Genomic DNA, 15,507 nt, shown 5'->3' on the forward strand with positions numbered 1-15,507 from the left:
CCCAAACTATAAAGTTTGGGATTTTTTTATTTTAAGGGTTAAAGATTATTCGTCTTCAACTTCGGTTCTTGTTTCTTTAGGTGCGTCACCTTTTTTAATTTTTATGGTAAGCTCGTTTTTATTTTCGTCTAAGTCCATAAAAATTGTATCACCTTCATCTAGTTTAGAGTTTACAATTTCTTCAGCTAAAGCGTCTTCAATATATTTCTGAATTGCTCTTTTTAAAGGTCTTGCTCCATATTTCTTATCAAAACCTTTATCTGCTATATAATCTTTGGCAGGTTCGCTTAAGTTAAGTGTATATCCTAAATCTCCAATACGGCTTAATAATTTGTCTAATTCGATATCAATAATTTTGTGGATATCTTCTCTTTCAAGTGAATTAAACACAATAATATCATCAATTCTGTTTAGAAATTCTGGTGCAAAGGCTTTCTTTAAAGCGCCTTCAATAATGCTTTTTGCATGTGCATCTTCTTGGTCTTTCTTAGAAGAAGTTCCAAAACCAACTCCGCCACCAAAATCTTTTAATTTACGTGCACCAATATTAGAAGTCATAATAATTATGGTATTTCTAAAATCGATTTTACGTCCTAAACTATCAGTAATGTGTCCGTCATCTAAAATCTGTAATAACATATTAAAGACATCTGGATGCGCTTTTTCAATTTCATCTAAAAGTACTACTGAATATGGTTTTCTACGAACTTTTTCAGTTAATTGTCCACCTTCTTCGTAACCAACATATCCTGGAGGCGCTCCAATTAAACGAGAAATAGCAAATTTTTCCATGTATTCACTCATGTCAATTCTAATTAAAGAATCTTCAGAATCAAATAATTCACGTGCTAAAACTTTAGCTAATTGTGTTTTACCAACACCAGTAGAACCTAAGAAAATAAACGAACCAATTGGTTTGTTAGGATCTTTTAATCCAACTCTATTTCGTTGGATAGCTTTTACAACTTTGGTTACGGCTTCATTTTGACCAATAACTTTACCTTTAATCATATTTGGTAAATCGGCTAAACGATGGCTTTCTGCTTCCGCAACTCTGTTTACAGGAATTCCTGTCATCATAGAAACTACTTCTGCAACATTATCTTCGGTAACAATTTCTCTGTTTAGCTTTGTGTCTTCTTCCCATTGATTTTGGGCTGAAGCTAAAGCTGCTTCCATGTTTTTCTCGTCATCACGTAATTTAGCTGCTTCCTCATATTTTTGTCCCGTAACCGCTTTCGATTTTTGATCACGAATTTCTTCAAGCTTTGCTTCTAATTCTAAAACCTGTTGAGGTACAACAATATTTGTAATATGAATTCTAGAACCTGCTTCATCTAAAGCATCAATAGCTTTGTCTGGAAGATGTCTGTCAGTCATGTATCTGTTTGTTAATCTTACACAAGCTTCTAGTGCTTCATCTGTATAATTAACATGGTGATGTGCTTCGTATTTTTCTTTAATGTTATGTAAAATCTGTACAGTTTCTTCAACAGAAGTTGGGTTAACAATTATCTTCTGAAAACGACGTTCTAATGCGCCATCTTTTTCGATGTTTGTTCTGTATTCATCTAAAGTTGTTGCTCCAATACATTGAATTTCTCCACGCGCTAATGCAGGTTTTAACATGTTAGAAGCGTCTAATGAGCCAGTTGCGCCACCAGCGCCAACAATTGTATGAATTTCATCAATAAATAAAATAATGTCTTCATTTTTCTCTAGTTCGTTCATTAACGCTTTCATGCGCTCTTCAAACTGACCACGATATTTTGTACCTGCAACTAAGCTTGCTAAATCTAAAGAAACGATACGTTTGTCAAATAAAATTCGAGATACTTTTCGTTCAATAATACGCAAAGCTAAACCTTCGGCAATGGCAGATTTACCAACACCAGGTTCTCCAATTAACATTGGATTGTTCTTTTTACGTCTGCTTAAAATTTGAGAAACGCGCTCTATTTCCTTTAAACGACCAACTACAGGGTCAAGCTTCCCATTTTCTGCAAGCGCTGTTAAATCACGTCCAAAATTATCTAGAACAGGAGTTTTAGACTTCTTAGCAGTCTTTCCTTTTGGTTGTTGTCCGCTAAAAGGATTTGCCTTTTCTCCAGGAAACTCATCATCAGAAGGAGTTTCGGCAATTGGATTTGTTGGTAAATCTATACTTTCATCTACATGGAGCTGTTTGTATAGCGTTTTTACATCATCGTAATTTATATCTTGTTTTTGCAATAATTTAGTTGTTGGGTCATTTTCATTTCTTAAAATACATAATAACAAATGTGCAGTATCAATAGCTACGCTTTGATAAAGTTTAGCTTCTAAAAATGTGGTTTTTATTGCTTTCTCGGCTTGTCTTGTAAGGTGTAAGCTCTTTTTTTCGTTACTTGGTGTAATTGATGGGTTTATAGGATTTAGTTTCTCTAATCTAGTGCGTACTAAGCTTAAATCTATATCAAAAGCAGTTAAAATATCAATTGCTTTACCATCTCCTTTCCTTATTAAACCAAGCAGTAGATGTTCTGTTCCAATAAAGTCGTGCCCTAAACGTAGCGCTTCTTCTTTACTGAAGGTGATTACATCTCTTACTTGTGGTGAAAAATTATCGTCCATATTGTTGTTTTCTTTCTTGTGTAAAGTTAGTGGAAATTTTTTAGTAGAAATTACAAAAAATGTGCCACTGATTTTTTTGTGTCAATCTGACTGAAAAAGTAGTTAAAAAATCAATAGGTAAAACATTATTTTTTCAACTGTTAAAAACTCAATAAAATTGTTAATAACTATGATTGGTTTTTGTGGCTGAAGCCTTTGTAAATAAAGCGATTTGTTCTATCTTGCATTGTTTTACAAAATGAAGCTTTTTTAAGCGTATTTTAAGGTGGGTTTTATATTGAATAGAATTCACTTTTTTAACGAAAAAATAACAATATTAATTTAACAAAATAATATATGGCAGATGGCGAAAAGTTGATTCCTATCAACATTGAAGAGCAAATGAAATCGGCTTACATTGATTATTCAATGTCGGTAATTGTATCGAGGGCTTTACCTGATGTGCGAGATGGTTTAAAACCTGTACACCGTAGAGTTTTATTTGGAATGCATGAGTTAGGAATTAAAGCAACTGGATCGTATAAAAAGTCAGCAAGAATTGTTGGTGAGGTTTTAGGTAAGTATCACCCGCATGGAGATACTTCTGTGTATGATTCTATGGTGCGTATGGCACAAAACTGGAGTGTTAGATACATGATGGTTGATGGTCAAGGAAACTTTGGTTCTGTAGATGGTGATTCACCAGCAGCAATGCGTTATACAGAGGTGCGTTTTCAAAAAATATCAGAAGATATGTTAGCTGATATTGAAAAAGATACTGTAGATCATCGTTTAAATTTTGATGATACTTTACAAGAGCCAACTGTATTACCAACTCGTATTCCTAATTTATTAGTAAATGGAGCTTCTGGTATTGCTGTAGGTATGGCAACAAATATGGCGCCACACAACTTAACTGAAGTTATTAATGGTACTGTTGCTTATATCGAAAATAGAGATATTGAGATAGATGAGTTAATGCAGCATATTAAAGCACCAGATTTTCCTACTGGAGGAATTATTTATGGTTACGATGGTGTAAAAGATGCTTTTCATACAGGTCGTGGACGTATTGTTATGCGTGCAAAAGCTGTAATAGAAGAGGTTAAGGGACGCGAATGTATCATTGTTACAGAAATTCCTTATCAAGTTAATAAAGCAGAAATGATTAAAAAAACTGCTGAATTAGTAAATGATAAAAAAGTAGAAGGTATTTCTAATATTAGAGATGAATCTGATAGAAACGGTATGCGTATTGTGTACGTTTTAAAGCGTGATGCAATTCCTAATATTGTTTTAAATAAATTATTTAAATACACACAATTACAAACTTCTTTTAGTGTAAATAATATTGCTTTGGTTAACGGAAGACCAGAACAATTAAACTTAAAGGAATTAATCCATTATTTTGTTGAACATAGACATGAAGTTGTTGTTCGTAGAACAGAATTTGAATTAAAGAAAGCTGAAGCAAGAGCACATATTTTAGAAGGATTAATTATAGCTTCTGATAATATTGATGAAGTAATTAAAATTATTAGAGCATCTTCTAATGCAGATGAAGCAAGAGAAGCTTTAATAACTCGTTTTGAGTTGACTGAAATTCAAGCAAAGGCAATTGTAGAAATGCGTTTACGTCAGTTAACTGGTCTAGAACAAGACAAGTTACGTGCGGAGTTTGACGCTATTATGATTACAATTACTGACTTAAAAGACATTTTAGCGAACGAGCCAAGACGTTATCAAATAATTACCGATGAGTTGCTTAAAATCAAAGAAAAATATGGTGATGAGCGTAGATCTGTAATAGAATATGCTGGTGGAGACATGCGTATTGAAGATATGATTCCTGATACAAAAGTAGTGGTAACTATTTCTAATGCAGGATATTTAAAACGTACAAATCTAGATGAATATAAAGTTCAGAATAGAGGAGGAAGAGGTCAAAAAGGAGCAACAACTAGAAATGAAGATTTCTTAGAGCACTTATTTGTTGGTACAAATCACCAATATATGATGTTCTTTACGCAGAAAGGTAAAGTATTCTGGATGCGAGTTTATGAAATTCCAGAAGGTGGTAAAAACACCAAAGGTAGAGCAATGCAAAACCTTATTAATATAGAACAAGATGATTCTGTAAAAGCCTTCCTTGTAACACAAGATTTAAAAGATGAAGATTACATAAATAGTCATTATGTAATTATGGCAACTAAAAAAGGTCAAGTAAAAAAGACTTCATTAGAGCAGTATTCTAGACCAAGAACAAATGGTATTAATGCTATTACCATTAAAGAAGGAGATGAGTTATTAGAAGCTAAATTAACAACTGGAGACAGTCAAGTAATGTTAGCGTTAAAGTCTGGTAAGTCAATCCGTTTTGAAGAAGCAAAAACTCGACCAATGGGAAGAACTGCTTCTGGTGTAAGAGGAATAACTTTACAACATGAAAATGATGAGGTAATTGGTATGGTAGCTGTAAATGATATGGATAGTAATATTCTTGTTGTTTCAGAAAAAGGATACGGAAAGCGTTCTAAATTAGAAGATTATAGAGTTACAAATAGAGGTGGGAAAGGAGTTAAGACTTTAAATATTTCTGAAAAGACAGGAGAATTAGTTGCAATTAAAAATGTAGATGATTCAAATGATTTAATGATTATTAACAAATCGGGACTTACAATTAGAATGGCTGTTGAAGATTTAAGAGTAATGGGACGTGCAACGCAAGGAGTTCGTTTAATTAATATTAAAGATTCGGATAGTATTGCTGCTGTAGCTAAAGTTATGCATGAAGAGGAGGATGAAGATGAAAATTTAGAAGACTCAGAAGATGGCACGGAAATTGAAAACAACACAGAAGAACAAGAATAAATTTAATACACATTAAAATGAAAAAACAAATATTAGCACTTACATTAGGATTAATGACTGTTGGTGCAATGGCTCAAAAAAATGAATTAAAAGCAGCAGAAAAAGCTATTAAAAAGAATGACTTTTCAACTGCTGTGACTGCTGTAACTGCAGCAGAAGCTTTAATGAGTAATATGGATGCAAAATCTAAAGCTAAATTTTACTTTTTAAAAGGGAAAGCTTTTGCAGGAAAGAAAGATTATAAAAACGCAGCAGATGCTTTTAATAATTTAATGAAGCACGAGAAAGCTACAGGTAAAGCTAGATATACTAAAGAGGCAGCACCAATGTTAGGTGTTTTAAAAGATGAAGTTCAACAAAAAGCATTTAGTTTCTACGAAAGTAAAGATTATAAAGGTGCATCGGATACTTTTTATTTAAGATATTTACTTGAAGAAAAAGATACAATGTTTTTATCTAATTCAGCTCAATTAGCGCTACAAGGTAAAGACTATGATAATGCATTAAAATATTATTCAAAACTAAAAGATTTAGGATATACCGGAATAGAAACTCAATTCTTAGCTACTAATAAAGAGTCTGGAAAAGTTGAAAACTTAGGTTCTAAGCAGCAAAGAGATTTAATGGTGAAAACTGGAAAATATATAAAACCAGAAGATAAGAGAACTAAATCTAAAAAAGTAGATATTATAAAAAACATAGCATTAATATTAAAAGAACAAGGTAAAACAGATGAAGCAATTAATGCTTTTAAAGAAGCTAGAGCTTCAGATCCAGATGATATACAGCTTTTATTAGCAGAAGCTTATATGTACAATGATCTTAAGCAAATGGATAAGTTTTCTTCTTTGTTGAAAGAAGCTACAGAAAAAGATCCTACTAACCCAGATTTGTATTTTAATATTGGTATTGTTAACTATAATGAGAAAAGAGGAGAAGAGGCTCAAAAGTATTTTTTAAAGGCTTTAGAACTTAAAACTGATTATCCAAAGGCTCATTTAATGTTAGCAACTTCTATGTTACAGAAAGATGATATAATCGTAAAGAAAATGAATGATTTACCTCCTTCTGATATGGCAAGCTATACAAAACTTGAAAACGAGAGAAAAGTTTTATATACAGAAATTATACCAGTTTTAACAAAGGCAGATGAGTTAGAAAGAACAATTGATACAGTTAGATTGTTAATGAACTTACATGAGTCTCTAGAAAACGAAGCAAAAGCAAGTGAATTTAGAGCATTATACAAAGCAATGAAATAATAATAATTTCATACTAATAAAAAAAACCGAAACGTAAGTTTCGGTTTTTTTTTATGTTTAAAAACGGATTAAATAATTCGTTTTATAACTCTTAGTTTATGTGTGTGTTTTTGAAACTCCGCATTATAAATACCGCTATGATCTAACGTGTCTATTCTAACTTTACCATGAGCGTGGATAATGTTATAGTCTTTCATAATAATACCAACATGCGTAATGTTGCCTTCCTCATTATCAAAAAAAGCTAAATCTCCAGGTTCACTTTCTTCAATAAAACTTAAAACTTCTCCATGTTTAGCTTGGTCTTTTGCATCTCTTTGTAACTCATATCCACAGATTTTATAAACCATTTGCGTAAAACCAGAACAATCTATACCAAAAGGTGTTTTTCCGCCCCATAAATAGGGAGAGTTTAAAAATAAATAGGCCTTATTTACAATTTCAGATTTTGGTAATCTTTCAGAAAATACTTTTCCATCGTAAGAAAAAGGAGTGTTATTAATTTTAAAAGAACCTCCATCATAAAAAGGCAAGCTTGAGCCAATTGGAATTGTGGTTAGACTGTTGTTTTTATCAACGATAAAATCAATTAGTTCACCTGAATAATGTTTTGGTGAGTTTGAAATCGAATGGTAATATTCTTCAGTGATTTCTTGATATTGTTTATTGTCAATAAAGCCTTCATAACCATCAAAATGTAATTTGATTTTACTCCATTTTTTATCCTTTTCAAGAACTTCAAAATGCTCGCCAAATAAAACTTGACTCACCATTTCCGAAGGATCTCTTGGCTCTAAACGAAGAGGAACAATACTTAAATTACAAATTCCGAACATTAAAAAAAATTAAATACGCTCTATTACCATTGCACTTGCGCCACCACCACCGTTGCAAATTCCGGCAGCACCAATTTTAGCATCATTTTGTTTTAAAATAGAAGTTAAAGCAATAATAATTCTTGCTCCAGAAACTCCTAATGGATGTCCTAAAGAAACAGCTCCACCATTTACGTTAACTGTATCTGCAGATAAACCTAAGATTTTCATGTTAGCTAAACCAACAACTGAAAATGCTTCGTTTAATTCAAAATAATCTACATCATCTATAGAAACATTTGCTTTCGCTAATGCTTTTGGTAATGCTTTTGCAGGCGCAGTAGTAAACCATTTTGGCTCGTGTGCAGCATCTGCATATCCTTTAATTTTTGCAAGAGGTTTTATACCTAATTCTTTTGCTTTATCAGCAGACATTAAAACTAATGCAGCTCCACCATCATTAATTGTAGATGCGTTAGCAGCAGTTACGGTTCCCTCTTTTGTAAAAGCAGCACGTAAAGCAGGAATTTTCTCCATTTTTACAGCTTTATATTCTTCATCTTCAGCAAAAATAATTGCATCTCCACGTCTTTGTGGAATTTCAACAGGTACAATTTCGTCAGCAAATTTACCATCTGCCCACGCTTTTGCAGAACGATTGTATGATTCAATAGCAAAAGCATCTTGATCTTCTCTTGAAAAGTTATATTCTGTAGCACATTCATCTGCACAAACTCCCATAGCAACTTGTTCGTATGCATCAACTAAACCGTCTTTTTGCATTCCGTCTTCCATTTTAATTGGACCAAATTTACTTCCTTTACGGGCGTGTTGATAATGCGGAATAGAACTCATGTTTTCCATACCACCAGCAACAACAATTTCGGCATCGCCTAAAGCAATTGTTTGTGCTGCTAACATAATCGATTTCATTCCAGAAGAACAAACTTTATTAACAGTTGTACAAGGAACTGTATCTGGAATTCCAGCAAAGATTGCTGCTTGACGCGCCGGAGCTTGTCCTAAACCTGCAGAAACAACATTTCCCATATAAACTTCTTCAACCATTTCTGGTTTTAAATTGATTTTATCTAAAGCGCCTTTTATAGCAATTGCACCTAATTTTGGAGCAGGTATTGAAGATAAACTTCCCATAAAACTACCAATTGGTGTACGAGCAACTGCGGCAATTACAACTTCTTTCATATCTATATCGATTTGTTTGTGTTTATTTTTGTCTTGCGAAAATACTCATTTTATTGCAGGCAATAAAATAATTCCAAAAGGTTATATTTACATATTCAAATAAGGAAAATGAATAATTTTATTAATAAGATTTATAAAAATAACACTATTGTATATAAAGTGTTGTTGTTTTTAATTACTGCAGTTGCTATTGTTTACCTATTTCCAAAAGGAGGGCAGTTTAAATACAATTTTAACAATGGTAAATTATGGCAGTATGATAATTTGTACGCGCCATTTGATTTTGCTATTCAAAAAACCAATGAAGAGCTTATTGCAGAAAAAGCTTCGATAGGGAATACTGCAAAAAAATATTTTAAATACAATTTACAAACTCCTAAAGATGTAAAAACAGTTTTCGAAATTAAAATAAATGCGTTAACCGAAAGCGATTCTTTATCTGAATATGAAATTAAAGATTTATACAAAAAAGGAAATTTAATAATTGATAAAGTTTACAAAACTGGTTTTTTAGAAAATTCTAGTCAAGATAAAATAAATAACGCAACAGAAATTGTAGAGCTTAGAAAAGGAAATGAAGTAGAAGAGGTGTCTTTTCAGAAAATATTAGGATCTAAAGATGTTTTTAAAATTATTACTGAAAATATAGGAAGTCAGCCTTTTTCTTTTGGTGAAAATGAAGTTTTGACCATACTTTCTGAAGTGTTAAAACCGAATGTCTCTTTTGATGAGAATTACACGCAAAAATCTTTGAATGAATCTCTTAGTAATCTTTCTTACACAAAGGGGAAAGTTTCTAATGGAGAACTAATAATTTTAAAAGGAGATATTGTTGAAGGTAAAAAGTTAAATATATTAAATTCTTTAAAAAGCGAATCTGAATCTAAAATTTGGACAGAATCTAATTATAATTGGATTGTTTTTGGCTACGCAATTTTAGTGTCTTTGGCTTTGTTAATGCTATTGCTTTTTTTACGAAAATACCGACCAGAAATATTTGAAAACAACAATAAAGTAACCTTTATATTTTTCAATGTATTCTTAATGATTTTAGTACAAACGTTGGTTATTAAATATAATTCAGATTATTTATACGTTGTTCCTTTAAGTATTTTACCAATTGTTTTAAAAGCGTTTTTTGATGCGCGTTTAGGATTATTTACACACGTATTAACTGTGTTGCTTTTAGGTTTTATTGTGCCAAACAGTTTCGAGTTTATTTACTTGCATATTATTGCTGGTATGGTAACTATTTTAACGGTTTCTGAATTATATAAAAGAGCAAGTTTATTTATTTCAATAGGGCAGATTACATTGATTTATATGATTACGTATTTTGCTTTTTCAATTCTTAAAGAAGGAAATGCAAGTCAGATTAATTGGGATTACTTCTTACTATTTTCAGCAAACGGATTATTATCTTTCTTAGCGGTTTTCTTTATTTATTTTTATGAGAAAGTCTTCGGATTAGTTTCGGATGTAACCTTGTTAGAGCTTTCTAATACTAATTCTAAACTTTTAAGAGAGTTGAATGAAAAAGCACCAGGAACTTTTCAGCATTCAATGCAGGTAGCTAATTTAGCGGAAGCAGCAGCCAATGAAATAGGAGCAAACTCAATGTTGGTTAGAACTGGAGCTTTGTACCATGATATTGGAAAAATGGTAAACCCACAATATTTTATAGAAAATCAAGCAACAGGCGTAAACCCACACAACGATTTATCTGCGCAAGATAGTGCGCATATAATTTTAAATCATGTTATAAACGGAATTGAATTAGCCAAGAAAAATAAACTACCGGATAGAATAATAGATTTTATAAGAACACACCATGGAACTAGTTTGGTGTATTATTTTTATAAGAAAGAACAAGACGCAAATCCAGATATTGACGTAAATATTAAGAAATTTATGTATCAAGGTCCAATTCCGTTCTCAAAAGAGACTGCAATTTTAATGATTTGTGATGCTGCAGAAGCAGCTTCTAAAAGCTTAAAAAATCCAACTTCAAACTCAATTGACGAGTTAATTAATAAGATTGTTGAAAAGCAAAAAGCTGATAATCAGTTTGTAAATTCAGATATTACTTTTAGAGAAATAGAAACAATTAAAAAAGTTGTAAAAAAGAAGTTGATGAATATTTACCACTTGCGTGTAGAATATCCAGAATAACATAAAAATTTTTAAAAAAAAAGTTGCGATATTGTAATTGTAAATGTACATTTGCACTCGCAATTTTTGTTTCATGCTTTTTATAAAGTTTGAAATGTCCAAAGGAGAGGTGGCAGAGTGGTAATGCAGCAGATTGCTAATCTGTCGACGGGAAACTGTCGCCAGGGTTCGAGTCCCTGTCTCTCCGCTAAAAATTGCACTCGGGGTGTAGCGTAGCCCGGTCATCGCGCCTCGTTTGGGACGAGGAGGTCGCAGGTTCGAATCCTGCCACCCCGACACAGTTGGTCGTAACAACTCAAAAATTACGGGCTCTTAGCTCAGCTGGATAGAGCACCTCCCTTCTAAGGAGGCGGTCGAAGGTTCGAATCCTTCAGGGCTCACTTAAAGCTTCACAGAAATGTGAGGCTTTTTTGTTTTTAAAAAGGTAGTTTAGTGTTCCTTATTAATTTCTTTTATGAATCCGAAAAAAATAAAAAAGCCTTGGCCAACCAAAAAGGCAATGGAACAGGTTTATGAAATGAATCTTTGGGGAACCAACAATACCCATTTTTATTCTGGTGAAGGTTCTCATCTTCCGGAAATAGTAAATCCTTATGTTAAGGTTTTAATTGCGTTTCTAACTTCTTTTAAAGAACCTATTACTGTTTGTGACTTTGGTTGTGGCGATTTTAATATAGGCAAACAATTAGTTGAATATACCAGCAAATACATTGCGGTAGATATTGTTGAAGATTTAATTCAGTTTAACAAGGAACATTTTAAACAACCTAATTTAGAATTCCATTCTTTAGACATAGCAAAAGATAACTTGCCAGTTGGAGATTGTGCCATAATAAGACAAGTATTACAGCATTTGTCCAACGAGGAAATTAAAAGTATTGTGCCAAAATTAAGTGCCTTTAAATATGTTATTTTAACAGAACACTTACCTGAAGGAAATTTTATACCCAACGTAGATATTATTTCTGGACAAGGAATTCGATTAAAAAAACAAAGTGGCGTAAATTTACTTGAACCTCCTTTTTATTTAAAATTAAAAGAAGAAACTCAATTATTGTCTATTAAATTGAAGCAAGGGAAAGGTGATGTTGTTACAACATTGTATCGACTGTTTTAATATATTCAAAAAAAACTCGAAGCAAACGCTTCGAGTTTTTTAATTTATGTTAAAAAGTGTTTAGTTATTGTACAAAACCCATTCGCCTTTTTCTAAAAGCGGAATTGCTTGTTTGTACTTCACTTGTTTTTCTTCGCCGCTCATTACATTTTTTATAGTAACTTTTTCATTTCTACCAATTTTTGGTTGATCTCTAACTACAGTTTCAACAGGTTCTTGTTGTTGCTGGCGCGAGTTCTGAATTGCTTGTTGTGTAGAGTTCTGAACATCGTCTTTACGCAAGTCTAGTTTTTCTCTAGTTTGTTCACGTGCTTCCGAAATCTGATTTGCTTCTTGGTTTGGTAACTTTCCTTTAAATAAGAACGATAATACTTCTTTGTTAATGTCTGCAACCGTTAATTTAAACAACTCAAAAGCTTCGAACTTATAAATTAACAACGGATCTTTTTGCTCGTAAGAGGCATTTTGTACAGACTGTTTTAATTCGTCCATTTTACGTAAATGCTCTTTCCAGTTTTCGTCTATAATTGCTAGTGTAATGTTCTTTTCAAAGTCTTTAACTAAAGATTGCCCTTCAGTTTCATACGCTTCTTTTAAATTGGTAGTTACTTGTAACGTTTTTACACCATCTGTAAAAGGAACTACAATACGTTGGTATCTGTCGCCTTCGTTTTCAAAAACATTTTTAATAACTGGATATGCTTGTGCCGCATTTCTAATTTTATCTTCTTTGTAATGTGCTGTTACAATTGTGTACAATTTATCAGTTAATTCTTTTTCTGACATTTTATTGAATTCTGCTTCCGTAAAAGGAGAAGTCATTGAAGAAAAACGAATTAATTCGAATTCAAAATTCTGGAAATCTTTGTTCTGTTTGTTGGCAATTGTAATAGCTTCACAAGTTTCAAAAATCATGTTTGCAACATCAATTTGTAAACGTGTTCCGTCTAAAGCGTGTCTTCTACGTTTGTACACAAACTCACGTTGTGCGTTCATTACATCATCATATTCTAACAAACGTTTTCTGATTCCGAAGTTGTTTTCTTCTACTTTTTTCTGCGCTCTTTCAATAGATTTAGAAATCATAGAATGCTGAATTACTTCACCATCTTTTAAGCCCATTCTATCCATCATTTTGGCAATTCTGTCCGAACCAAAAAGACGCATTAAATTGTCATCTAAAGCTACGTAAAACTGAGAAGAACCAACATCACCTTGTCTTCCTGCACGTCCACGTAACTGTCTGTCTACACGTCTAGAATCGTGTCTTTCTGTACCAATAATTGCCAAACCACCAGATGCCTTTACTTCGTCTGATAATTTAATATCGGTACCACGACCAGCCATATTTGTTGCAATTGTTACAACACCAGGATTACCTGCTTGTGCAACTACATCAGCTTCTCGCTTGTGTAATTTTGCATTTAAAATATTATGTGGAATCTTACGCATTTGTAACATTCTACCTAATAATTCAGATATTTCTACCGAAGTTGTTCCTACTAGAACTGGACGACCTTCGCCAACCAATTTTACAACATCTTCAATTACTGCATTGTATTTTTCACGTGTAGTTTTGTAAACTAAATCGTCTTTATCATCTCTTTGAATTGGTCTGTTTGTAGGGATTTCTACAACATCTAATTTGTAAATTTCCCAGAATTCACCCGCTTCTGTAATCGCTGTACCTGTCATTCCAGATAATTTACGATACATTCTAAAGTAATTTTGAAGTGTTACCGTTGCAAAAGTTTGCGTAGCGTCTTCAATTTTACAGTTTTCTTTAGCTTCAATTGCTTGGTGTAATCCGTCTGAATAACGACGCCCGTCCATAATACGACCGGTTTGTTCATCAACAATCATTACTTTGTTTTCCATTACAACATACTCAACATCTTTTTCAAAAACCGTGTAGGCTTTTAAAAGCTGATTCATTGTGTGGATACGTTCACTTTTTATGCTGAAATCTCTGTATAATTCTTCTTTTTCTTCGGCTTTATCTTCTGCAGAAGCTTCGCTACTTTCAATCTCTCCAACACGAACACCAATATCAGGTAATACAAAGAATGTTTCGTTTTTGGTTACGTCAGATAAGTGAGAAATACCTTTATCAGTTAAATCTATCTGATTGTTTTTTTCTTCAATTGTAAACCATAAATCTTCGTCTACTTCTGGCATTAACTTGTTGTTGTCTGCCATGTAGAAGTTTTCAGTTTTTTGTAATAACTGTTTAATACCTTCTTGCGATAAAAATTTAATTAAGGCTTTGTTTTTTGGTAAACCTCTGTAAACTCTTAATAATAAGAATCCACCATCTTTAGTGTTGCCATCTGCAATTAGTTTTTTTGCTTCTGCTAAAACGCTTACTAAATAATTTTTTTGAAGCGAAACTAAGTCGGCAACTAAAGGTTTTAATTCTGTAAACTCATGTCTGTCTCCTTGAGGAACTGGACCAGAAATAATTAATGGCGTTCTTGCGTCATCAATTAAAACTGAATCTACCTCATCAATAATTGCATAGTTTGGAGAACGTTGTACTAAGTCTTTTTTAGACGAAGCCATGTTATCACGTAAATAATCGAAACCAAATTCGTTATTTGTTCCGTACGTAATATCTGCGTTGTATGCTTTTCTTCTTTCTTCTGAATTTGGTTGATAGAAATCTACACAGTCTGTAGAAAGTCCGTGAAACTCAAAAATAGGAGCCATCCAAGCGCGGTCACGCTTTGCTAAATACTCATTTACAGTTACAACATGCACACCGTTACCAGTTAATGCATTTAAATAAACAGGAAGTGTAGAAACTAAAGTTTTACCTTCACCTGTCATCATCTCAGCAATTTTACCTTGGTGTAAAACAGAACCACCAATTAACTGCACATCGTAATGTACCATGTCCCAAGTTACAGGTTTACCGCTTGCATCCCAAGAGTTTGCCCAAAACGCTTTATCGCCTTCTAGGTTAACATGGTCGTGAGTTGCAGATAATTCTCTATCAAAAGGAGTTGCAGTAACTTCAATTTCTTCGTTATTTACAAAACGCTTTGCAGTTTCTTTAACAACCGCAAATGCTTCTGGCATAATTTCTTCTAAAACCTTTTCAGAAGCTTCATAAGCTAAATCTTTTAACGAATCTATTTCTGCGTAAATTCCTTCTTGATCGTCTATTGCAGCTTCAGTTGCTTGTGCTTCTAAAGAACTAATTTTAGTTGTAAATTCTTCAGTTGCTTTTGCAATTTTGCTTTTAAATTCTATTGTTTTTGCACGTAATTCATCGTGAGATAAACTGGCTAAAGCGCTTTCAAAAGCGTTTACTTTATTTACAATAGGTTGTAATATTTTTAAATCCTTTTCTTGTTTGTCTCCAACAAAAAGTTTGATAACTGAGTTTAGTATGCTCATTTTATAATTGTTTTATTTTTAACTTCATAATTGAAGTTAAAAGTATGTGCTTGATTTGCAGCTTGTTATA

General features: G+C 32.7%; 8 protein-coding genes and 3 tRNA genes. 7 read left to right on the forward strand and 4 right to left on the reverse strand.

Annotated elements, in window-relative coordinates; translation table 11 throughout:
• Nucleotides 1-45: 45 nt before the first annotated feature.
• On the reverse strand, nt 46-2,613 hold the full coding sequence (locus tag L1S33_RS09005) for an ATP-dependent Clp protease ATP-binding subunit (RefSeq protein ID WP_240562079.1): 2,568 nt from the start codon (nt 2,611-2,613) through the stop codon (nt 46-48).
• A gap of 336 nt (nt 2,614-2,949) precedes the next feature.
• Here L1S33_RS09005 and gyrA point away from each other — a divergent pair, with 336 nt between their 5' ends.
• Together gyrA and L1S33_RS09015 are read left to right on the forward strand one after the other, a co-directional pair.
• Nucleotides 2,950-5,463, forward strand: a complete 2,514-nt coding sequence (gene gyrA, locus L1S33_RS09010; protein ID WP_240562080.1) for a DNA gyrase subunit A — start codon at nt 2,950-2,952, stop codon at nt 5,461-5,463.
• 17 nt (nt 5,464-5,480) lie between these two features.
• Nucleotides 5,481-6,725 (forward strand): tetratricopeptide repeat protein, encoded by a 1,245-nt coding sequence (locus L1S33_RS09015; protein ID WP_240552791.1) that lies wholly within the window; start codon nt 5,481-5,483, stop codon nt 6,723-6,725.
• 68 nt (nt 6,726-6,793) lie between these two features.
• On the opposite strand, the gene L1S33_RS09020 is transcribed toward L1S33_RS09015, so the two are convergent.
• Nucleotides 6,794-7,561, reverse strand: coding sequence for a C40 family peptidase (locus L1S33_RS09020; RefSeq protein WP_240552790.1), 768 nt, complete (start codon nt 7,559-7,561; stop codon nt 6,794-6,796).
• 9 nt (nt 7,562-7,570) lie between these two features.
• Nucleotides 7,571-8,746, reverse strand: a complete 1,176-nt coding sequence (locus L1S33_RS09025) for an acetyl-CoA C-acyltransferase (RefSeq protein WP_240552789.1) — start codon at nt 8,744-8,746, stop codon at nt 7,571-7,573.
• Between the two features lie 108 nt (nt 8,747-8,854).
• Between L1S33_RS09025 and L1S33_RS09030 the strand changes: the two genes are divergently transcribed.
• From L1S33_RS09030 to L1S33_RS09050, 5 genes are all read left to right on the forward strand, one after another.
• Nucleotides 8,855-10,918: an HD family phosphohydrolase gene (locus L1S33_RS09030; RefSeq protein WP_240562081.1), complete on the forward strand. Its 2,064-nt coding sequence runs from the start codon at nt 8,855-8,857 to the stop codon at nt 10,916-10,918.
• A 103-nt stretch (nt 10,919-11,021) separates the two neighbouring features.
• Nucleotides 11,022-11,105: transfer RNA gene (locus L1S33_RS09035), tRNA-Ser, on the forward strand.
• 14 nt (nt 11,106-11,119) lie between these two features.
• Nucleotides 11,120-11,194: transfer RNA gene (locus L1S33_RS09040), tRNA-Pro, on the forward strand.
• A 30-nt stretch (nt 11,195-11,224) separates the two neighbouring features.
• Nucleotides 11,225-11,298 (forward strand) — tRNA-Arg (locus tag L1S33_RS09045).
• 74 nt (nt 11,299-11,372) lie between these two features.
• Nucleotides 11,373-12,035, forward strand: a complete 663-nt coding sequence (locus L1S33_RS09050; protein WP_240562082.1) for a class I SAM-dependent methyltransferase — start codon at nt 11,373-11,375, stop codon at nt 12,033-12,035.
• 60 nt (nt 12,036-12,095) lie between these two features.
• Here L1S33_RS09050 and secA read toward each other — a convergent pair whose 3' ends face one another.
• Nucleotides 12,096-15,437, reverse strand: a complete 3,342-nt coding sequence (gene secA / locus L1S33_RS09055; RefSeq protein ID WP_240562083.1) for a preprotein translocase subunit SecA — start codon at nt 15,435-15,437, stop codon at nt 12,096-12,098.
• Between the last annotated feature and the right edge of the window lie 70 nt (nt 15,438-15,507).

Origin of the sequence: Tenacibaculum aquimarinum (assembly GCF_022478115.1) — a bacterium.
Classification (GTDB): Bacteria; Bacteroidota; Bacteroidia; order Flavobacteriales; family Flavobacteriaceae; genus Polaribacter; species Polaribacter aquimarinum_A.